The sequence below is a fragment of the Solwaraspora sp. WMMA2101 genome, assembly GCF_049179175.1.
Lineage (GTDB): Bacteria > Actinomycetota > Actinomycetes > Mycobacteriales > Micromonosporaceae > Micromonospora_E.
In genome coordinates this window covers 4,100,092-4,117,082 of sequence record NZ_JBMHMA010000006.1, presented here as the reverse complement: position 1 = coordinate 4,117,082, position 16,991 = coordinate 4,100,092, and the positions used below count along the sequence as shown (strand labels likewise).

The following is a 16,991-nucleotide window of genomic DNA, read 5'->3' as shown; positions in this document are numbered from 1 at the left end:
CCGGCAGATCGCCCCGGCGCGCCAGTTGGCGCGCCGGGGCGTGCGCGACGGGCGGGGAAGTCACGGAACGTCAGCACTTGAGGGACAACTACGCGGCTGAACGGTATTCCTCTGAGGAATAATTATTCCTCAGAGGAATATCATTGTGGCGCAATATACGTACGTCCAGTCGCGATGGACAGCCGCTCGGCGGCGGACAAGGATCGACATCGATGGCAGAGCACCCTCCGAACGACCAGCACACCGCAGCTGCGGCCCCCGCAGGCTCGCTGGCGGCCTTGATCGGCACGACGCTGCGCGAGGAGCGGCAGGCACGGCTGCTGACCCAGCAGGCGTTGGCCGACCGGGCCGGCGTCGCACAGGCCACCATCGCCCGGATCGAGCAGGGGGCGCGGACACCGAGCCTGGCGACGGTCGAACGCCTCTTCGCGGCGATGGGGCGCCAACTGACCGTCGGTGTCGAGGACCTCGACTCCGACATCGACCGGCGGATCGCCGAGATCGCCGACCGCCCGTTCGCCGACCGGCTCGCGCAGACCAGCGTCGAACAGTTCCACCGCCAGGCCGCCGGGTTCAGCTTCGTCTTCGACGGTCCGACCGCAGCGCTGCTGCAGGGCGCGCCGGTGCCGGCGCCCGGAGTGCACGTGGCATTGCTCTGGTCAGAAGCAGACGCCGTCACCGACTGGCTCACCCGCAAGTACGCCACCCGGTGGATGGACCGCTGGCAGGAGTACCGCCACATACCTGTCGACCCTCGGGAGCCGTACCCGCACCGCTGGCAGACGATGGCCGGCGAGATCCACGCCCGGATGTACGACGAACTCCCGCCGGCGATCGAGGTACGCCACGACGGGCAGCACTATCCGGTCGTACCGCTGGCCGAGCTCGACATCGTCGATCCGGACACGGCCGACCTGCTGCGCCGGTTCCGTGAGGTCCGCCGCACGGCCGCAGCCGACTGAGGCTCAGCCGGCGCCGGTGCGGCTCCAGTCGATGCCGGGCAGACCGGCGTCGGCGAGTGCCTTGTCGGTGGCGCTGAACGGACGGCTGCCGAGGAACCCGCGCGGATTCATCGGGCTGGGGTGACCCGCCTCCAGCACCACGTGCGCCGGGTTGGTGATCAACGCCCGCTTCCTGCGGGCGTACCCGCCCCAGAGCAGGAAGACGACCCGCTGCCCGCTGGCGTCGAGCGCCCGGATCGTGGCGTCGGTGAACTCCTCCCAGCCCTTGCCCGCGTGTGAGCCGGGCGTGCCCTCGCGGACCGTCAGCACCGCGTTGAGCAGCAGCACCCCCTGCGCCGCCCAGCCGGTCAGATCGCCGCTGCGGGGCATCGGCACCCCGATGTCGGTGCCCAGCTCCTTGAAGACGTTGCGCAGCGACGGCGGGACCGCCACACCGTCGCGGACGCTGAAGCTCAACCCGTGGGCCTGGCCGGCCCGGTGGTACGGATCCTGGCCGAGAATCAGCACCCGGCACTGCTGCGGCGGGCAGAGCCGGTACGCGGCGAACAGGTCCTCCTGCGGCGGGAAGACGGTCCGGGTCGCGTACTCGTCGGCGACGAAGGCACCGAGCCGGGCGGTGCCAGCCGGATCCAGGTGCGGGGTGAGGGCCGCCGTCCAGGCCGTAGGGAGCATGGCCAACAGGTCGAGCATCGCAGAACGCCTTTCGTGGATCCGTCGGATCGGCGGGGTGCCGCAGACGAGGCGCACTCTAGCGCCCGGCTACGACATCACCGTCCAGCGTGGCGAGACGCTCGGCCCAGTCGGCGCCGACGCCGGTCAGCTCCGCCGACCGGCTGTCGTCGTCGTGCCGGTGCATCCGGACCAGCAGGTGCGCGTCGGCGAGCTGCTCGACCATCCCCTCGCCCCATTCGACGACGGTGACCGCCCGGTCGACGTCGGCGTCCAGGTCGAGGTCGTCGATCTCGGCGCGCGGGTCGGGTGCGTCGCCGAGCCGGTACGCGTCGGCGTGCACCAGGGTCGACGTACCGCCGAGGGCGGCGTCCGGCGGATGCACCCGGGCGATCACGAACGTCGGTGAGGTGATGTCGCCGCGTACTCCGAGGCCGGTGCCGATCCCCTGGACCAGGGCGGTCTTGCCGGCGCCCAGCGGGCCGGCCAGCACCACCAGGTCGCCGGGGCGCAGCAGGCGGCCCAGTTGTCGGCCGAACGCGTGGGTGTCGGCAAGTGCGGTCAGACGTACCCGGACTGTCATTCCTGGATTTTCGCAAGGAACGCGAACAGCGCGGCGTTGACCTGGTCGGCGTGTTCCAGCATCACCACGTGACCGCCGTCGGCGATCTGGACGTAGTCGGCGTCCGGCAGTCGCCGGACGATCTCCTCGGAGTGCGCCACCGGGGTGATCATGTCCTTGTCACCGACGATGACCAGCGTCGGGTTGGGGGCGAGCACCGCCAGCGCCGGGTACCGGGAATGGGTGAGCAGGGTCCGCACGTACCGGGTGACCGTCTCGGCGGAGGTCCGCGAGTTCATCCGTTCCACGTAGCTGACCAGTGCCGGGCTGGGCCGGTCGGTGCCGAAGCCGTAGCGGCGGGTCAGCAGCCAGCTCAGGTCGGAGGCGGCCAGCCGGGTCCGGTCGATCACCCCGCCGGTCAGCCGGGTCGCGTTGTTGACCAGCATCAGCAGCGGGGAGCCGGCCCGGCTGAGAATCGCCGGTACGCCGAGTCTGGCCTCGTCGAGCAGGCCGCCGGAGGTCGCCATCAGTACGGCGCCGGCGACCCGCTCGTCGAACAGCTCCGGGTAGCGCTCGGCGAGCGCCATGATGGTCATCCCGCCCATCGAATGTCCGACCAGGACGATCGGCCCGTCCGGGACCGCCTGTTCCAGCACCGCCCGCAGCGTGTCGCCGAGGGCCGCGATCTCGTAGTCACCCGACTCCAGCCGCCCGGACCGGCCGTGCCCGGGCTGGTCGTAGCTGACGATCCGGTGTTCGCCCCGGCGGGTCAGCTCCCGGCGTTGGAAGTGGAACGTCCCCATGTCCAGGCAGTAGCCGTGCACGAAGACGACGGTGGGCCGGGGCGGGGCGTCCTCGTCCGGCTCGACGATCTCCACGTACACGTCGGTGCCGTCGCTGGCGGTGACCACCCGGGTCTCGTCGTAGGGCAACTCGCCGAAGGGTTCGTCGGCGTACGGGTCGGTGGTGTCGCGTTTGAGCCGACGGACCAGGGCGCGTTCGGCGGCGACGGTCGCGGTCACCCCGGCGGCGGCGAGGCCGAGGGCCGCGCCGACGATCCCGGCGGTCCGGGCCACCTTCTGTACGCCGGCCCGCGGCCCCGCCGCTCGTTGGGCCACCCGTTGCCGGCTCATGCCCGGGAGTCCTGGTAGCTGCGCGGCACCCGGGGGCTGCCGAACCGGGTGACGATCTCGTAGTTGATGGTGCCGACGGCGGCGGCCCAGTCGTCGGCCGTGGGCTCGCCGTGGCGGCCGTCGCCGAACAGGGTGGCCACGTCGCCGGCCCGGACCTCGTCGTCGCCGCAGTCGAGGACGATCTGGTCCATGCAGACCCGGCCGGCGATGGTCCGGTTGCGGCCGGCCACCTGGACCGGGCCGCAGTTGGAGGCGTGCCGGGGCACCCCGTCGGCGTAGCCGAGCGGCACCACGGCGAGGGTGCTCTCCCGCCCGGTGTGGTAGGTGTGCCCGTACGACACGCCCTGGCCGGCCGGGACCCGTTTGGCGAGCATCACCCGGGCCCGGACGCTCATCGCCGGGCGCAGCCCGTGGTCCGCGCCGGGCACCGGGGACAGCCCGTAGCAGGCGATCCCGGGTCGGACCAGGTCGAAGTGGGTGTCCGGGCGGGTCAGGGTGGCCGCCGAGTTCGCCAGGTGCCGGTAGCGGGGGCGGACGCCGTACCGGTGGGCGACCGCCAGGCCGTCGTGGAAGGCGGCCAGCTGCCCGTCGATGGTGGGGTGCCCCGGCGCGTCGGCGAAGACGAAGTGACTCCAGACGCCCACCACCTCGACGGTGCCGTCGGACTGCGCCTTGGCGGCGGCCTCGACCAGGTCGGGCCAGTCGTCCCCGGTGGCGCCGCCCCGGGACAACCCGGTGTCGATCTTGAGATGGAGGCGCGCGGGCCGGCCGGCCAGCCGGGCGGCGGCGACCGCCTCGGCGACCAGGCCGCGGCTGCCCACGCCGAGGTCGACGTCGGCGGCGACCGCCTCGTGCAGCGCCAGCCCGGGGGCGAGCAGCCAGGCCAGCACCGGCCCGGTCTGGCCGGCGGCGCGCAGCTGCAGCGCCTCGCCCAGGGTGCAGACCCCGAGCCAGTCGGCGCCGGCCTCGCGGGCGGCCCGGGCGGCGGCGACCATCCCGTGGCCGTACCCGTCGGCCTTGACCACCGCCATCAGCTCGGCGCTGGTCCCGGCCCGCAACCGGGCGACGTTCTCCCGGATCGCGTCCAGGTCGACCCGCACCTCTGCCTGCCACATGGGTCCAGACTACTGATCAGTCACCTGATCGGGCAGCTTCCGCGCTGGTCAGTTCGCCGACCACCGGCCGCAGCGCGGCGACGACCTCGGCCGCCGTCACCGGGCCGGCGGCGGCCGCGCGGCGGCCGGCCAACCCGTGGGCGTACGCGGCGGCCAGGGCGGCGTGCTCCGGTGCCAGACCGGCGGCGAGCAGTGACCCGAGCAGACCCGCCAGGACGTCCCCGGTGCCGCCGGTGGCCAGCGCCGGGGTGCCGGTGGGGTTGACGTAGGCGCGGCCGTCGGGGGTGGCGACCACCGTACGGTCGCCTTTGAGTAGAACGGTGGCCCGCATCCACGCGGCCAGTCGCAGCGCGGCGGCGACCCGGTCGTCGCCCGGCTGACCACCGGCCAGTCGGGCGAACTCCCGGTCGTGCGGGGTGACGACGGTCGGTGCCCGCCGGGCCCGCAGCTGTTCCGACCAGGTGCCGTCGACCAGCATGGTCAGCGCGTCGGCGTCGAGCACCACCGGCACCGGTGCGGCCAGCACGGCCCGAAGTTCGGCGGCGGCGTGGTCACCGCCACCGAGGCCGGAGCCGCACACCCAGGCCTGCACCCGGCCGGCGTCAGCGACCCGACCGGTGGCGATCACCGACGGGTACCGGGCCAGCACCTGCTCACCGGCGCTGCCGGCGTACCGGATCAGCCCGGTCGGGCCGGCGACGGCCCCGCCGACGGAGAGCACCGCCGCCCCCGGGTAGGTGGCCGAACCGGTGGCGACCCCCACGACGCCCCGGGTGTACTTCTCGGCGGCCGGTACCAGCGCCGGCCACCAGCGGGCCACGTCGGCGTGGCCGGGCACCTCGAACGCGGGGGTGCCGCGCAGCCACGGCGTGAGCCCGATGTCGACGAGCTCGACCTGTCCGGCGTCGGCGGCGGCCGGCCCGACCGCCAGCGCCGGTTTGAGGCAGCCGAAGGTCACGGTCACGTCGGCGCGGACGGCCGGCGCCGCGGCGCCGCCGGAGTCCACCGCGACGCCGCCGGTGTCGACCGCGACGCCGCTGGGCACGTCGACGGCGACCACTGCCGGCCGCCCACCACGGGCCGAGGCCGCCGTGGTGGCGCGGGTCACCGCCTCGGCCGCCGGTGCACGCAGGCCGCCACTGCCGCCGATGCCGACGATGCCGTCGACCACCAGGTCGACGCAGCGGCCAGGGCCGTCGGTGACCCGACCGCCGGCGGCGCGCAGCGCCGCGAGCCCACCGGCGTGTGCCCGCTGCGGGTGCAGCAGCCAGGCGGCGACCCGGGCCCCGCGCCGGGCCAGTCGGGCCCCGGCGTAGAGCGCGTCGCCGCCGTTGTCGCCGGAGCCGACCAGCAGCAGCACCTCGGCGCCGTACACGCCGCCGGTCCCGGCGAGCAGCAGCGCGCAGCGCCGGGCCAGCCCGGCGGCGGCCCGCTGCATCAGGGTGCCCGGCGGCAGCGTCGCCAGCAGTGCCTGCTCGGCACGGCGCACGTCGGACACCCGCCAGACTCCGATCACGACCACCACTCCCTGCTCGTCGTTGCCCTACGCGTCGTTGCCCTACGCGTCGTTGCCCTGCTCATCGTTCGGCGACGACCATCGCCGAGGCCATGCCGCCGTCGTGCGACAGCGACAGGTGCCACCGGCGCACCCCACGCGCGGCCGCGGCGGCGGCGACCGTGCCGGAGACGGTCAGCCAGGGCCGCCCGTCCGGATCGGCGACCACCTCGCAGTCGTGCCAGCGCAGCCCGGCCGGTGCGCCGAGCGCCTTGGCAACCGCCTCCTTGGCGGCGAAGCGGGCGGCGAGCGACGCCGGTGTCCGGCGGTTGCCCGCCGGGGTCAGCAGCTCGGCCTCGGTGAACAGCCGGTCGGCGAGCGACGGCGTGCGGGCCACCGCGCGGGCGAACCGCTCGACGGCGACGACGTCCAGCCCGACTGACACGATCACATCAGCCACCATACCGGCGCTGCGGCACCGCCGGCCGCCGGTTGTCCACAGGGTGCAGCGGGACCGTCGGGATCGTCGCTAGCGTGTCGGCACCGCCGCCGGCCGCCCGGTCGGCGCCCGGATCGGGAGGTGGCATGCAGGGGTTCTCCGGTGGACCGGGGCCGCTGACGGTGCGTCCGGCCACGTTGTACGAGGTCGCCGACCGACTCGCTGTGTCGGGTCAGCGGCTGGGGCACGGGCTCGGTGGCGGGCCGGAGCTGACCGTCGAGGCACCCGGCTGGGCGGCGGCCGACCTGCTGGCCGAGGTGGCCGAGGTGGTGCACCGGCAGCTCTGCCAGGCCGGGGCCGACGCCGTGTCGGCCGGGCGGGCCCTGGCGGCGGCCGCCGACGGCTACGCCGAGGCCGACGCCCGGTCGGCCCGTCGGCTGGGCCGGTGACCGCGTACCAGCGGTTGTGGCGCGCCGACCCGGCCGCCTGGCAGGCGGCGGCGGTGGCCTGGCGACGGACGCAGCCGGTCGTCGACCGGCGTACCGCCGAGGTCGTCGGGGCGGCCGACCGGCTGCGCCAGGGGTGGACCGGGCCGGCGGCGTCCGCCGCCGACGGGCGGCTGGCCGTCCTGCGTGACCGGTTGGCCGCCGCCGGCCCGGAGCTGTGCGTGGTCGACCAGGTCCTCAGCGGGTACGCGGAGCGGCTGAGCCGGGCCAAGGCGGTGCTCGCCGACTGGGTCGGTACGGCGGGCCGGCTCGGTGTCTCCGTCGACCGCACCGGTCGGGTCACTGTGGACCCCTTGGTGACCCGGCCGGACGGTCCGACCCTGGCCGGTGCCGCCCGGGTGGCCGACGGGATCGCGGGGGCGCTCGCCCTGGCCGAGGCGGCGGACGCCGACGCGGCCGGTCGGCTCGACGCGCTCGCCACCGCCGCCGCGCAGGGCTGGCCGGCCCGGCCGCCACCGGGTCGGCCACCGGCGAACGCTTCGCCGGCGCGGGTGCGGGCCTGGTGGGACGGGCTGACGTCGGCGCAGCGGCGGTGGCTGATCCGGCACGAGCCGGCCTGGACCGGCCGGCTCGACGGGCTGCCGGCGGCAGTACGCGACCAGGCGAACCGGTTGCTGCTGGACCGCCGCCGGGCGGCGTTGGTGCGCCAGCGGGCGGCGCTGCCCGATGGCGGTGCCGGTTCGGCGACGGTGGTCGGGCAGGCCCGCCGGCTGGACCGGTTGATCGCCGGTCTGGACGTGGTCGCCGGCCGGCTGGCCGCACCTACCGGGCCCCGGGCGTATCTGTTGGCGTTGGACGAGGGCCTGGGATCAGGCGGCCCGGGATCGGGCGGCCCGGGATCGGGCGGCCCGGCACCGACCGGTCGGGTGATCGTGGCGCTGGGCGACCCGGACGCGGCGACGCGGGTGCTGACCCATGTGCCGGGGATGGGCAGCGGGCTGGCCCGGGCCGGCGGCGAGTTGGCCCGCACCGAGCAGGTGGTGCTGCGCTGTCACGAGTTGGCGCCGCAGCAGGCGACCGCCGGGGTGCTGTGGCTGGACTACGCGGCTCCCGCGTTCGTCGACGAGGCGGCCAGCCCGCTGCCGGCGCAGCGGGGCGCGGTGGACCTGCAGCGGTTCCAGGCCGGGTTGGCCGCCGGCCGCGACGGCGGTGACCCGGCGGGGTTGACCGTGCTCGGGCACAGCTACGGCTCGCTGGTGGTGGGTACGGCGGCGCGGGATCCGCAGTTGGCGGCCGAGAGTCTGATCTTCGTCGGCTCACCCGGGGTCGGCGTGGACCAGGTCGACGAGTTGGCGGTGCCGGCCGACCAGGTGTGGGCCAGCACCGCCGACGACGACGTCATCCGGCACGCGACCTGGCCGCAGCTGTGGCCGGGTGACCGGCTGTGGCACGGGCAGGACCCGAGCGCCGACGGGTTCGGCGCCCGGGTCTTCACCGGTGACTCGGCCGGTCACCTGGGCTACTGGGCGCAGGACAATCCGGCGTTGGACGCGATGGCCCGGATCGTGCTCGGCGGTGAGCACCAGCGGGAGGTGGTCACTCGACGGTGACCGACTTCGCCAGGTTGCGGGGCTGGTCGACGTCGTGGCCCCGGGCGGCGGCGATCTCGCAGGCGAGCACCTGCAGCGGCACCGTGGTCAGCAGCGGCGCGAGCAGGGTCGGGGTGCGCGGTACGTAGATCAGTTCGTCGGCGTACGGCACGACGGCGGTGTCGCCCTCCTCGGCGATCACCACGGTACGGGCGCCCCGGGCCCGTACCTCCTGGATGTTGGAGACGATCTTGTCGTGCAGCATGCCCCGGCCGGCCGGGGACGGAACCACGCAGACCACCGGGGTGCCCTGGTCGATCAGGGCGATCGGGCCGTGCTTGAGCTCGCCGGCGGCGAACCCTTCGGCGTGCATGTAGGCGAGCTCCTTGAGCTTGAGCGCGCCTTCGAGAGCCACCGGGTAGCCGACGTGCCGGCCGATGAACAGCACCTGGTTGGCGGTGGACAGGTCCCGGGCGAGCTGGCGGACCGGCTCCATCGCGTCGAGCACCTGCCGCAACTTCGCCGGCATCTCCTGCAGCTGGCTGACGACGGCGGCCACCTCGTCGGCGTACTTGATGCCGCGCACCTGGGCCAGGTGCAGGCCGATCAGGTAGCAGGCGACCAGCTGGGTGAGGAACGCCTTGGTGGAGGCGACCGCGATCTCCGGGCCGCCGTGGGTGTAGAGCACCGCGTCGGACTCGCGCGGGATGGTGGAGCCGTTGGTGTTGCAGATCGCCAGCACCCGGGCCTTCTGCTCCTTGGCGTGGCGCAGCGCCATCAGGGTGTCCATCGTCTCGCCGGACTGCGAGATCGCCACGACCAGGGTGGAGCGGTCCAGCACCGGGTCGCGGTAGCGGAACTCGCTGGCCAGCTCGACCTCGCACGGGATCCGGGTCCAGTGCTCGATGGCGTACTTGGCGACCATGCCGGAGTGGTACGCCGTACCGCAGGCGACGATGAAGACCTTGTCGACGTCGCGCAGGTCCTGGTCGGTGAGGCGGACCTCGTCGAGCATGATCTCGCCGGTCTCGGTGAGCCGGCCGAGCAGGGTGTCGGCGACCGCCTGCGGCTGCTCGGCGATCTCCTTGAGCATGAAGTAGTCGTAGCCGCCCTTCTCGGCGGCGGAGGCGTCCCAGTCGATGTGGAAGTCGCGGCCCAGCGCGGGTGCGCCGGTGAAGTCGGTGATCTCGATGCTGTCCGGGGTGATCAGGACGACCTGGTCCTGACCGAGCTCGACGGCGTCGCGGGTGTGTTCGATGAACGCGGAGACGTCGCTGGCCAGGTAGTGCTCGCCCGGGCCGCGCCCGACGACCAGTGGGGAGTTGCGGCGGGCGCCGACCACCGCGTCGGGGATGGCGGCGTCGACGGCCAGCAGGGTGAAGGCGCCTTCGAGGCGCTGGCAGACCCGGCGCATCGCGGCGGCGAGCAGCTGGGGTCCGTCCGGTTCGCCGGCGGCCCGCAGGTCGGCCAGGGCGGCGGCGAGCAGGTGGGCGGCGCACTCGGTGTCGGTGTCGCTGACGAACTCGACGCCGTCGGCCTCCAACTCGGCCACGAGCTTGGCGAAGTTCTCGATGATCCCGTTGTGGATCACCGCGACCCGGCCGTCGCGGGACAGGTGCGGGTGGGCGTTGCGGTCGGTCGGGCCGCCGTGGGTGGCCCACCGGGTGTGGCCGATGCCGGCGGTGCCGTCGCCGATGCCGATGGGCGGCGGGCAGCCGGTCTCGGTGCCGGCGCCGGCGGTGGCGGAGCCGAACCGCTCGTCACCGAGGGCCTTCTCCAGGTTGCTCAGTTTGCCGGCCCGCTTCTCGGTCCGCAGTTCGTCGCCGCAGACGATGGCCACGCCGGCCGAGTCGTAGCCCCGGTACTCGAGTCGCCGCAGCCCGTCCAGCACGATTCCCAACGCCGGTCGCGCACCGACGTACCCCACGATTCCACACATGGCCCGTAGCCTAACCCACCTCCGCTCATCCCGTGTGCGCATAACCCCCTCGATCGCTCACCCCAGCTGATCAGTAAGCGGCTATAGACGTCATTCCGGATAAAACACGGCTGCCGTCATTTGCTTCGATGGACCGCATAAAGTGGCGAGGTGGTCACCTCCCCCGACGTACCCGCCGACATCGACCCGCTGGTGCACCGGATGCGCCCGTTCGGGACGACGATTTTCGCCGAGATGTCCGCACTCGCGGTGCGCACCGGGGCGGTGAACCTCGGCCAGGGTTTCCCGGACACCGACGGGCCGACAGCGATGCTCACCGCCGCCGCCGAAGCGATCCGGGCCGGGCAGAACCAGTACCCACCCGGCCCCGGCATCCCGGCGCTGCGCGAGGCGGTCGCCGGACACCAACGCCGGTTCTGGGGCCTCGACTACGACCCTGCCACCGAGATCCTGATCACCGCCGGCGCGACCGAGGCGATCGCCGCCGCGATCCTCGCGCTCTGCGAACCCGGTGACGAGGTGGTCTGCTTCGAGCCCTACTACGACTCGTACGCGGCGACGATCGCCCTCGCCGGCGCGGTCCGCCGACCGGTCACCCTGCGCCCCGACGGCGACGGCCGGTACGCCGTCGACCCGGCCGCACTGCGCGCCGCGTTCACCCCGAAGACCCGGCTGGTGCTGCTCAACTCGCCGCACAACCCGACCGGCAAGGTCTTCACCCTGACCGAGCTGTCGGCGATCGCCGCGCTCTGCCGCGAACACGACGTCTGGGCGGTCACCGACGAGGTGTACGAGCACCTGGTCTTCACCGACGCCGACGCCCCGCACATCCCGCTGGCGACCCTGCCCGGGATGCGCGAGCGGACCCTGCGGATCTCGTCGGCCGGCAAGACCTTCTCCTGTACGGGCTGGAAGATCGGCTGGGCCAGCGGCCCTGCCCCCCTGGTCGCCGCCACCACCCGGGTCAAGCAGTTCCTCACCTACGTCAACGGCGCACCGCTGCAACCGGCGGTCGCGGTGGCACTGAACCTGCCGGACAGCTACTACACCGGGCTGCGCGAACGCATGCAGACCCAGCGCGACCAACTGGTGGCCGGACTGCACCGGGCCGGGTTCCGGGTGCTCGTTCCGGAGGGCACCTACTTCGCCACCGCCGACATCAGCGCGCTCGGCGGCACCGACGGCGTCGAGTTCTGCCGGTCGCTGCCGCAGCGCTGCGGCGTGGTCGCCGTACCGACCCAGGTCTTCTACGACGACCCCGACGCGGGCCGGCTGCTGGTCCGGTTCGCCTTCTGCAAACAGCCCGAGGTCCTGACCGAGGCCACCCGGCGGTTGGCCGCGCTGCGCCAGCGGTGAGCGCTCACGGTGGGTACGCCAGCGGCCGGCACCGCACGACGCGTGCGGATGTGCGGTGACGACCTAGACTGCGCCAGGTGCACGCAGGCAACCTGAACCGCCCTCAGCTGGGCATCGACTTCGGGACCTCGTCCACCGTCGCGGTGCTGGCGGTCGCCGGGCGGGAGCCCCGCCCGCTGCTGTTCGACGGTTCCCCGGTGCTGCCGTCGGCGGTCTGCCTCGATCCCACCGGTCAGCTGCTCACCGGCCGGGACGCACTGCACACGGCGATCTCGACCCCGGCGGCCTTCGAACCGCACCCGAAACTGCGCATCGACGACGGCACGGTCCTGCTCGCCGGCACCGAGGTCGGCGTCGCCGAGCTGTACCGGGCCGTCCTCGACCGGGTGCGCACCGCCGCCCGGGCGGTCACGGCCGACGACGCCGACCCGCAACTGACCGTCACCTGCCCGGCCGGCTGGGGCCCGGTCCGACGTGCGGTGCTGGCCGACGCGGCCGGTCCGCAGACGCGGCTGCTGGACGAACCGGTCGCCGCCGCACACCACCTGGCGCACATCGCCGGCGACCGGGTGCCCGACGGCGGCCGGGTGCTGATCTACGATTTCGGCGCCGGCACCATCGACGCGGCGGTCGTACGCCGGCACGGCGTCGAATTCCGAACCGAGGCGTCGAACGGCACCCCGGACTGCGGCGGCCTCGACATCGACGCGGCGATCGTCGCGCGGCTGCGAGCCCTCGGTACGGCGGCCCTGTGGCAGCGGCTCGACCAGCCGCGATCCGTCGGCGACCGCCGCGCCCGCCACCAGTTGTGGCACAACGTCAGGGCGGCCAAGGAGATGCTGTCCCGGGCCTCGACGACGCTGATCCACCTGCCGCTGCTCGACGTCGACGTACCGCTGGGCCGCGAGGAACTCGACGAACTCGCCGCACCGGTGATCGCACGCACGGTCGGCACCGTCGAGCAGACCCTGTCCGCTGCCGGGATCTCCGCCACCGACCTGTCCGCGATATTCCTCTGTGGCGGGTCCAGCCGGATGCCGGCGGTCGCCACCGTGCTGCACCGCCGCTTCGGCATCGCACCGGTCACCGTGGAGCAGCCGGAGCTGGCCGTCGCCGAGGGCAGCGTACGGGTGCCCCGGGTCGTCGACCACCGGCCGCCGGCGACCGGCATCCTGCCGCCGGGCGTCGACCCCGGCGGGTCCACGCCCGGTCCGCCGGGCGCCGCGCCCGCCGTACCCCCGGCCGGGACCGCACCGCCCGGTACGCCGCCGGTCCAGGCCGGCCGACGCCGGCCCGGCCGGCCGGTGCTACTGGCCGCAGCGGTAGCCGGGCTGCTCGGCGTCGCCGCGGCGCTCGCCCCATTCTGGCCCGACATCGGCTCCACCGACGACTCCGGCAGCGGCACCGGCAGCGGCTTCAGCAGCGGCTCCGACGTCGCGACAGGGCCGGTCGGGCAACCGTTGGCGTCGGCCGGTACCGGGTATCCCGCTGGCGTCGACCCCTGTCTGGTCGGCACCTGGCGAACCACCGTGGATGAGGTCGACGGCACGGTGGACGGCGACCCGGTGCGGTACCGCGGCGGCGAGGGCGCCATGACCACCTTCGCCGCAGACGGCTCGCTGTCGGTCGACTACACCCACCGCGCCCACCGCCTGGCGCAGCACGACGGGGTCTTCTGGTCGGACCATGTCCTCGGCACGGCCACCGGCAGCTACCACGCCGAGGACGCAGAGTTGATCATGCGGTACACCGAGGTCGACGCGGTGATCCGGCTCTTCCGGGGCGACGAGTTGCAACGCGAAAGTGTCCCCGAGTTCAGCGCCGTACCGGTGCAGTACCGGTGCACCCGCGACGAGCTGTTCACCTTCAGCACCGACGGGACGTTCTCGACACAGATGGCCCGGGTCCGGCCGCTCTCGACCCCGGCCCACGGCCCCCAGGCCTGACGGTGCCGCTGGCCGGTGCCTAGGCCGGGCTGGCGGCGCGGACCGCGTCGGCGATCCGCTCGGCGACCGACCGGGCGTCGGCCACGGTGGCCGCCTCGACCATCACCCGGACCAGCGGTTCGGTACCCGACGGGCGCAGCAGCACCCGGCCGGTGCCGCCCAGCTCCGCCTCGGCCGACTGCGCCGCCGCCCGCACGGCCGGTGCCTCGGTGCCGGCGATCCGGTCGCCGACCGGCACGTTGATCAGCACCTGGGGCAGCTTGGTGACGGTGGCGGCCAGTTCGGCGAGCGACCTGCCGGTGGCCGCCATCCGGGACATCAGCTGCAGACCGGTGAGGACCCCGTCGCCAGTGGTGGCGAAACTCGGCAGGACGATGTGACCGCTCTGCTCGCCGCCGAGGGCGTACCCGCCGGAGCGCAGCTCCTCCAGGACGTACCGGTCGCCGACCTTGGTCTCGACCAGCCTGACGCCCTCCCGGGACATGGCCAGGCGCAGACCGAGGTTGCTCATCACGGTGGCGACCAGGGTGTCGGCGGTCAGCGTCCCGGCGTCGCGCATGGCCAGCGCGAGGATCGCCATGATCTCGTCGCCGTCGACCTCGTCGCCGGCGGCGGTGACCGCCAGGCAGCGGTCGGCGTCGCCGTCGTGGGCCAGCCCCAGGTCGGCGCCGTGCTCCAGCACGGCGGCCCGCACCACGTCCAGGTGGGTGGAGCCGCAGCCGTCGTTGATGTTGAGCCCGTCCGGCTCGGCGTTGATCGCGATCACCTCGGCGCCGGCCTCCCGGTACGCCACCGGCGCGACCTCGGCCGCCGCGCCGTTGGCGCAGTCGACCACCACCTTCAGCCCGTCCAGCCGGTGGCCGACCGTGCTGGTGAGGTGCCCGACGTAGTGCTCGGCGCCGTCGAGCAGGTCGTGCACCCGGCCGATGCCGGCCCCGGTCGGGCGGCGCCGGCCGACCGAGCCGTCGCCGGAGATCGCCGCGTCGATCGCGGCCTCGATCTTCATTTCGATGTCGTCGGGCAGTTTGTGCCCACCGGCGGCGAAGAGTTTGATCCCGTTGTCGGGCATCGGGTTGTGCGAGGCGGAGAGCATCACGCCGAAGTCGGCCTTGGTCTCGCCGACCAGGAACGCCACCCCGGGGGTCGGCAGCACGCCGACCCGCAGCACGTTGGCACCGGCGCTGGTCAGTCCGGCCACCACCGCCGCCTCCAGCATCTCCCCGCTGGCCCGGGGGTCGCGGCCGACGACGGCCAGCGGCTGGTGGCTCGGATCACGCTCGGCGAGGGTGTGGGCGGCGGCGACGGCGACCGCCATCGCCAGCTCCGGGGTGAGATCGGCGTTGGCCCGCCCGCGTACGCCATCGGTGCCGAACAGCCGCGTCATACCTGTCATCCTCCGATGGTCCCGCTGATGGTGCCGGTCCGCCGGCCCGTCACGGGGTGAGGGGTGGCCCACCCGAGGTGGTGCGGGTGGGGTCCGGCAACCGATGAAGATACTGCCGGCGAACGGGAGAAAACACGCCAACTAGACAAAAAAGCACGGACGGCCAGGAAACCCTGTGGAAAGGGTGTCCCGGCCGTCCGTTCAGCCGTGCACGACGACTAGCGCTTCGAGTACTGCGGGGCCTTACGGGCCTTCTTGAGGCCGTACTTCTTGCTCTCCTTGACCCGGGCGTCCCGGGTCAGGAAGCCGGCCTTCTTCAGCGCCGGACGGTCGTCGAGGTCGTTGGCGCACAGCGCCCGCGCGATGCCGAGCCGCAGCGCACCGGCCTGGCCGGTGATGCCGCCGCCGCGCAGGTTCGCGATCACGTCGAACGCCTCGGCCTTCTCGGCGGTGACCAGCGGCTCGCGGATCAGCTGCTGGTGCACCTTGCTCGGGAAGTACTCCTCGAGCTCCCGCCCGTTGCAGGTGATCTTGCCGGAGCCCGGAACGATCCGGACCCGGACGATGGCTTCCTTGCGCCGACCCACGGTCTGGATCGGGCGCTCACCGCGCGGCGTGCGCACGACGGGGGCGGGCGCCGCAGCGGGGGCCACCTCGGTGTCGGCGTCGACGACGGCGACCGGGCTGGCCTCGGTGGTGTCGGTCATGCTGTTTCCTTCGCCCGCGCTCACTGCGCGATCTGCTTGATCTCGAACGGCACCGGCTGCTGCGCGCCGTGCGGGTGCTCCGCACCGGCGTACACCTTGAGCTTGCGGATCAGCTTGTTGCCGAGCTTGTTGTGCGGGAGCATGCCCTTGACGGCCAGCTCGATCGCCCGCTCCGGACGCTTGGCCAGCAGCTCGTCGTAGCCGACCTGCTTGAGCCCACCGGGGTAACCGGAGTGCCGGTAGGCCACCTTGGTGTGCCGCTTGTTGCCGGTCAACGCCACCTTGCCGGCGTTGACGACGATGACGAAGTCACCGGTGTCGACATGCGGCGCGAACGTGGGCTTGTGCTTGCCGCGCAGCAACGTGGCGGCGTGGGTGGCCAGGCGGCCCAGCACGACATCAGAGGCGTCGATCACGTGCCACTGACGCTCGATCTCACCCGGCTTCGGGCTGTACGTACGCACAGGTCTACCTTGTCTCGTCGTCGGTCTGGGGTCGCGCGTCGGGTAACGCGCGGGCCGGCAGGACGACCCGATGACCGGGCAACCCGTAAAGGAACGCGCGCGCGAACGACAAGCATACCCCGGCTGGCCTGCCACCTTGCAGCGGGCCCACCCTACGGGCAGTGCTCCCGACGGGCGTCGCTCGCTGGCGACGGTGACTAGCCCGGCGAGGGACGCCCCTCGGCTGTCACACAACAGCAGGCAACGATACCGGGTGACGGCCGGGGCGGTCAAAACAGCGGACCGCCACCCGACCGCCGACCCGACCGCCACCCGACCGCCGGTTGTCAGACGCCCGGCAGTCGCGTCCCCGGCCGCCGGTACACCGCCCAGGTGACGACCACGCAGACCGCGTAGAAGGCGATGAACGCCAGGTACGCCGCGTCCGCCGTACCGTAGGTCAGGAACGACTGCCGGAAGGCGATGTCGACCAGCACCCCGCCGAACGCCCCGACCGCGCCGGCGATGCCGATCAGCGCCCCGGCCAGCCGGATCGACCGGCGCTCGGCGGCAGGACCGGATCGCTGGCGGCGACCTCTGCCGTCGTGGTATCCGTGGTGGCCTGGCTCACGTGTGGCTCAGCTCCTCCGCGATCGGTCGGTATCGGTCGGTAGCGGTCGGTGTTGGCAGGAAGCTAGGCGCGGCCAGTTCCGATCGGGTGCAACTGGCGATTCGGGCGCGCAACGAAGAACGCACGGCCCGCCGTGACCGATAGTGAGATCGATCAGGTGCCCGATCAGCCAACC

General features: G+C 73.5%; 15 protein-coding genes and 1 pseudogene. 5 read left to right on the top strand and 11 right to left on the bottom strand.

Annotation, left to right across the window (positions count from 1 at the left end; translation table 11 throughout):
- The first annotated feature begins 212 nt into the window (after positions 1-212).
- The gene (locus tag ACN28F_RS19690) at positions 213-962 is read left to right on the top strand and encodes a helix-turn-helix domain-containing protein (RefSeq protein WP_421359098.1); all 750 of its coding nucleotides are present in this window, start codon (positions 213-215) and stop codon (positions 960-962) included.
- Positions 963-965: 3 nt separating this feature from the next.
- On the opposite strand, the gene ung is transcribed toward ACN28F_RS19690, so the two are convergent.
- From ung to ACN28F_RS19660, 6 genes are all read right to left on the bottom strand, one after another.
- On the bottom strand, positions 966-1,652 hold the full coding sequence (gene ung / locus ACN28F_RS19685) for a uracil-DNA glycosylase (RefSeq protein ID WP_289209362.1): 687 nt from the start codon (positions 1,650-1,652) through the stop codon (positions 966-968).
- Between the two features lie 58 nt (positions 1,653-1,710).
- Positions 1,711-2,214 (bottom strand): tRNA (adenosine(37)-N6)-threonylcarbamoyltransferase complex ATPase subunit type 1 TsaE, encoded by a 504-nt coding sequence (gene tsaE / locus ACN28F_RS19680; protein WP_289209361.1) that lies wholly within the window; start codon positions 2,212-2,214, stop codon positions 1,711-1,713.
- Positions 2,211-3,326 (bottom strand): alpha/beta fold hydrolase, encoded by a 1,116-nt coding sequence (locus tag ACN28F_RS19675; protein ID WP_289209360.1) that lies wholly within the window; start codon positions 3,324-3,326, stop codon positions 2,211-2,213. Before ACN28F_RS19675 ends, tsaE begins: the two co-directional genes overlap by 4 nt.
- The gene (gene alr / locus ACN28F_RS19670) at positions 3,323-4,441 is read right to left on the bottom strand and encodes an alanine racemase (RefSeq protein ID WP_289209359.1); all 1,119 of its coding nucleotides are present in this window, start codon (positions 4,439-4,441) and stop codon (positions 3,323-3,325) included. The genes ACN28F_RS19675 and alr overlap by 4 nt, the downstream gene beginning before the upstream one ends.
- A gap of 16 nt (positions 4,442-4,457) precedes the next feature.
- A complete protein-coding gene (locus ACN28F_RS19665; protein ID WP_421359094.1) occupies positions 4,458-5,957 on the bottom strand; it encodes an NAD(P)H-hydrate dehydratase in 1,500 nt (499 codons plus the stop codon).
- A 61-nt stretch (positions 5,958-6,018) separates the two neighbouring features.
- Positions 6,019-6,387, bottom strand: coding sequence for a holo-ACP synthase (locus ACN28F_RS19660; protein ID WP_289209357.1), 369 nt, complete (start codon positions 6,385-6,387; stop codon positions 6,019-6,021).
- Positions 6,388-6,521: 134 nt separating this feature from the next.
- Between ACN28F_RS19660 and ACN28F_RS19655 the strand changes: the two genes are divergently transcribed.
- Complete coding sequence (locus tag ACN28F_RS19655; RefSeq protein ID WP_289209356.1) at positions 6,522-6,824, top strand: hypothetical protein; 303 nt, start codon at positions 6,522-6,524, stop codon at positions 6,822-6,824.
- Positions 6,821-8,431: an alpha/beta hydrolase gene (locus ACN28F_RS19650; RefSeq protein WP_421359092.1), complete on the top strand. Its 1,611-nt coding sequence runs from the start codon at positions 6,821-6,823 to the stop codon at positions 8,429-8,431. Before ACN28F_RS19655 ends, ACN28F_RS19650 begins: the two co-directional genes overlap by 4 nt.
- On the opposite strand, the gene glmS is transcribed toward ACN28F_RS19650, so the two are convergent.
- Positions 8,418-10,349: a glutamine--fructose-6-phosphate transaminase (isomerizing) gene (gene glmS / locus ACN28F_RS19645; protein WP_289209354.1), complete on the bottom strand. Its 1,932-nt coding sequence runs from the start codon at positions 10,347-10,349 to the stop codon at positions 8,418-8,420. The genes ACN28F_RS19650 and glmS overlap by 14 nt on opposite strands.
- A gap of 150 nt (positions 10,350-10,499) precedes the next feature.
- On the opposite strand from glmS, the gene ACN28F_RS19640 reads away from it, so the two are divergent.
- Complete coding sequence (locus ACN28F_RS19640; protein WP_421359090.1) at positions 10,500-11,705, top strand: pyridoxal phosphate-dependent aminotransferase; 1,206 nt, start codon at positions 10,500-10,502, stop codon at positions 11,703-11,705.
- 77 nt (positions 11,706-11,782) lie between these two features.
- Complete coding sequence (locus ACN28F_RS19635; RefSeq protein ID WP_421359089.1) at positions 11,783-13,651, top strand: Hsp70 family protein; 1,869 nt, start codon at positions 11,783-11,785, stop codon at positions 13,649-13,651.
- Between the two features lie 19 nt (positions 13,652-13,670).
- Here the strand turns inward: ACN28F_RS19635 and glmM are convergent, their stop codons facing one another.
- From glmM to ACN28F_RS19615, 4 genes and pseudogenes are all read right to left on the bottom strand, one after another.
- Entirely contained in the window at positions 13,671-15,035 is a 1,365-nt protein-coding gene (glmM, locus tag ACN28F_RS19630) for a phosphoglucosamine mutase (protein ID WP_282229442.1), read from the bottom strand.
- A 218-nt stretch (positions 15,036-15,253) separates the two neighbouring features.
- Positions 15,254-15,742 (bottom strand): 30S ribosomal protein S9, encoded by a 489-nt coding sequence (gene rpsI / locus ACN28F_RS19625; RefSeq protein ID WP_282223990.1) that lies wholly within the window; start codon positions 15,740-15,742, stop codon positions 15,254-15,256.
- A gap of 20 nt (positions 15,743-15,762) precedes the next feature.
- Positions 15,763-16,206 carry a 50S ribosomal protein L13 gene (gene rplM, locus ACN28F_RS19620; RefSeq protein ID WP_282223991.1) on the bottom strand — a complete coding sequence of 148 codons (444 nt, stop codon included), beginning with the start codon at positions 16,204-16,206 and terminating at the stop codon, positions 15,763-15,765.
- 326 nt (positions 16,207-16,532) lie between these two features.
- Positions 16,533-16,745: pseudogene (locus ACN28F_RS19615) on the bottom strand (MFS transporter); the annotation flags it as partial.
- Between the last annotated feature and the right edge of the window lie 246 nt (positions 16,746-16,991).

Coding starts and splice junctions, on each gene's coding strand:
- glmS (WP_289209354.1), bottom strand. CDS start 10,349: ATGTGTGGAATCGTGGGGTACGTCGGTGCGCGACCGGCGTTGGGAATC.
- alr (WP_289209359.1), bottom strand. CDS start 4,441: ATGTGGCAGGCAGAGGTGCGGGTCGACCTGGACGCGATCCGGGAGAAC.
- rpsI (WP_282223990.1), bottom strand. CDS start 15,742: ATGACCGACACCACCGAGGCCAGCCCGGTCGCCGTCGTCGACGCCGAC.
- ACN28F_RS19690 (WP_421359098.1), top strand. CDS start 213: ATGGCAGAGCACCCTCCGAACGACCAGCACACCGCAGCTGCGGCCCCC.
- tsaE (WP_289209361.1), bottom strand. CDS start 2,214: ATGACAGTCCGGGTACGTCTGACCGCACTTGCCGACACCCACGCGTTC.
- ACN28F_RS19675 (WP_289209360.1), bottom strand. CDS start 3,326: ATGAGCCGGCAACGGGTGGCCCAACGAGCGGCGGGGCCGCGGGCCGGC.
- ung (WP_289209362.1), bottom strand. CDS start 1,652: ATGCTCGACCTGTTGGCCATGCTCCCTACGGCCTGGACGGCGGCCCTC.
- ACN28F_RS19655 (WP_289209356.1), top strand. CDS start 6,522: ATGCAGGGGTTCTCCGGTGGACCGGGGCCGCTGACGGTGCGTCCGGCC.
- glmM (WP_282229442.1), bottom strand. CDS start 15,035: ATGACGCGGCTGTTCGGCACCGATGGCGTACGCGGGCGGGCCAACGCC.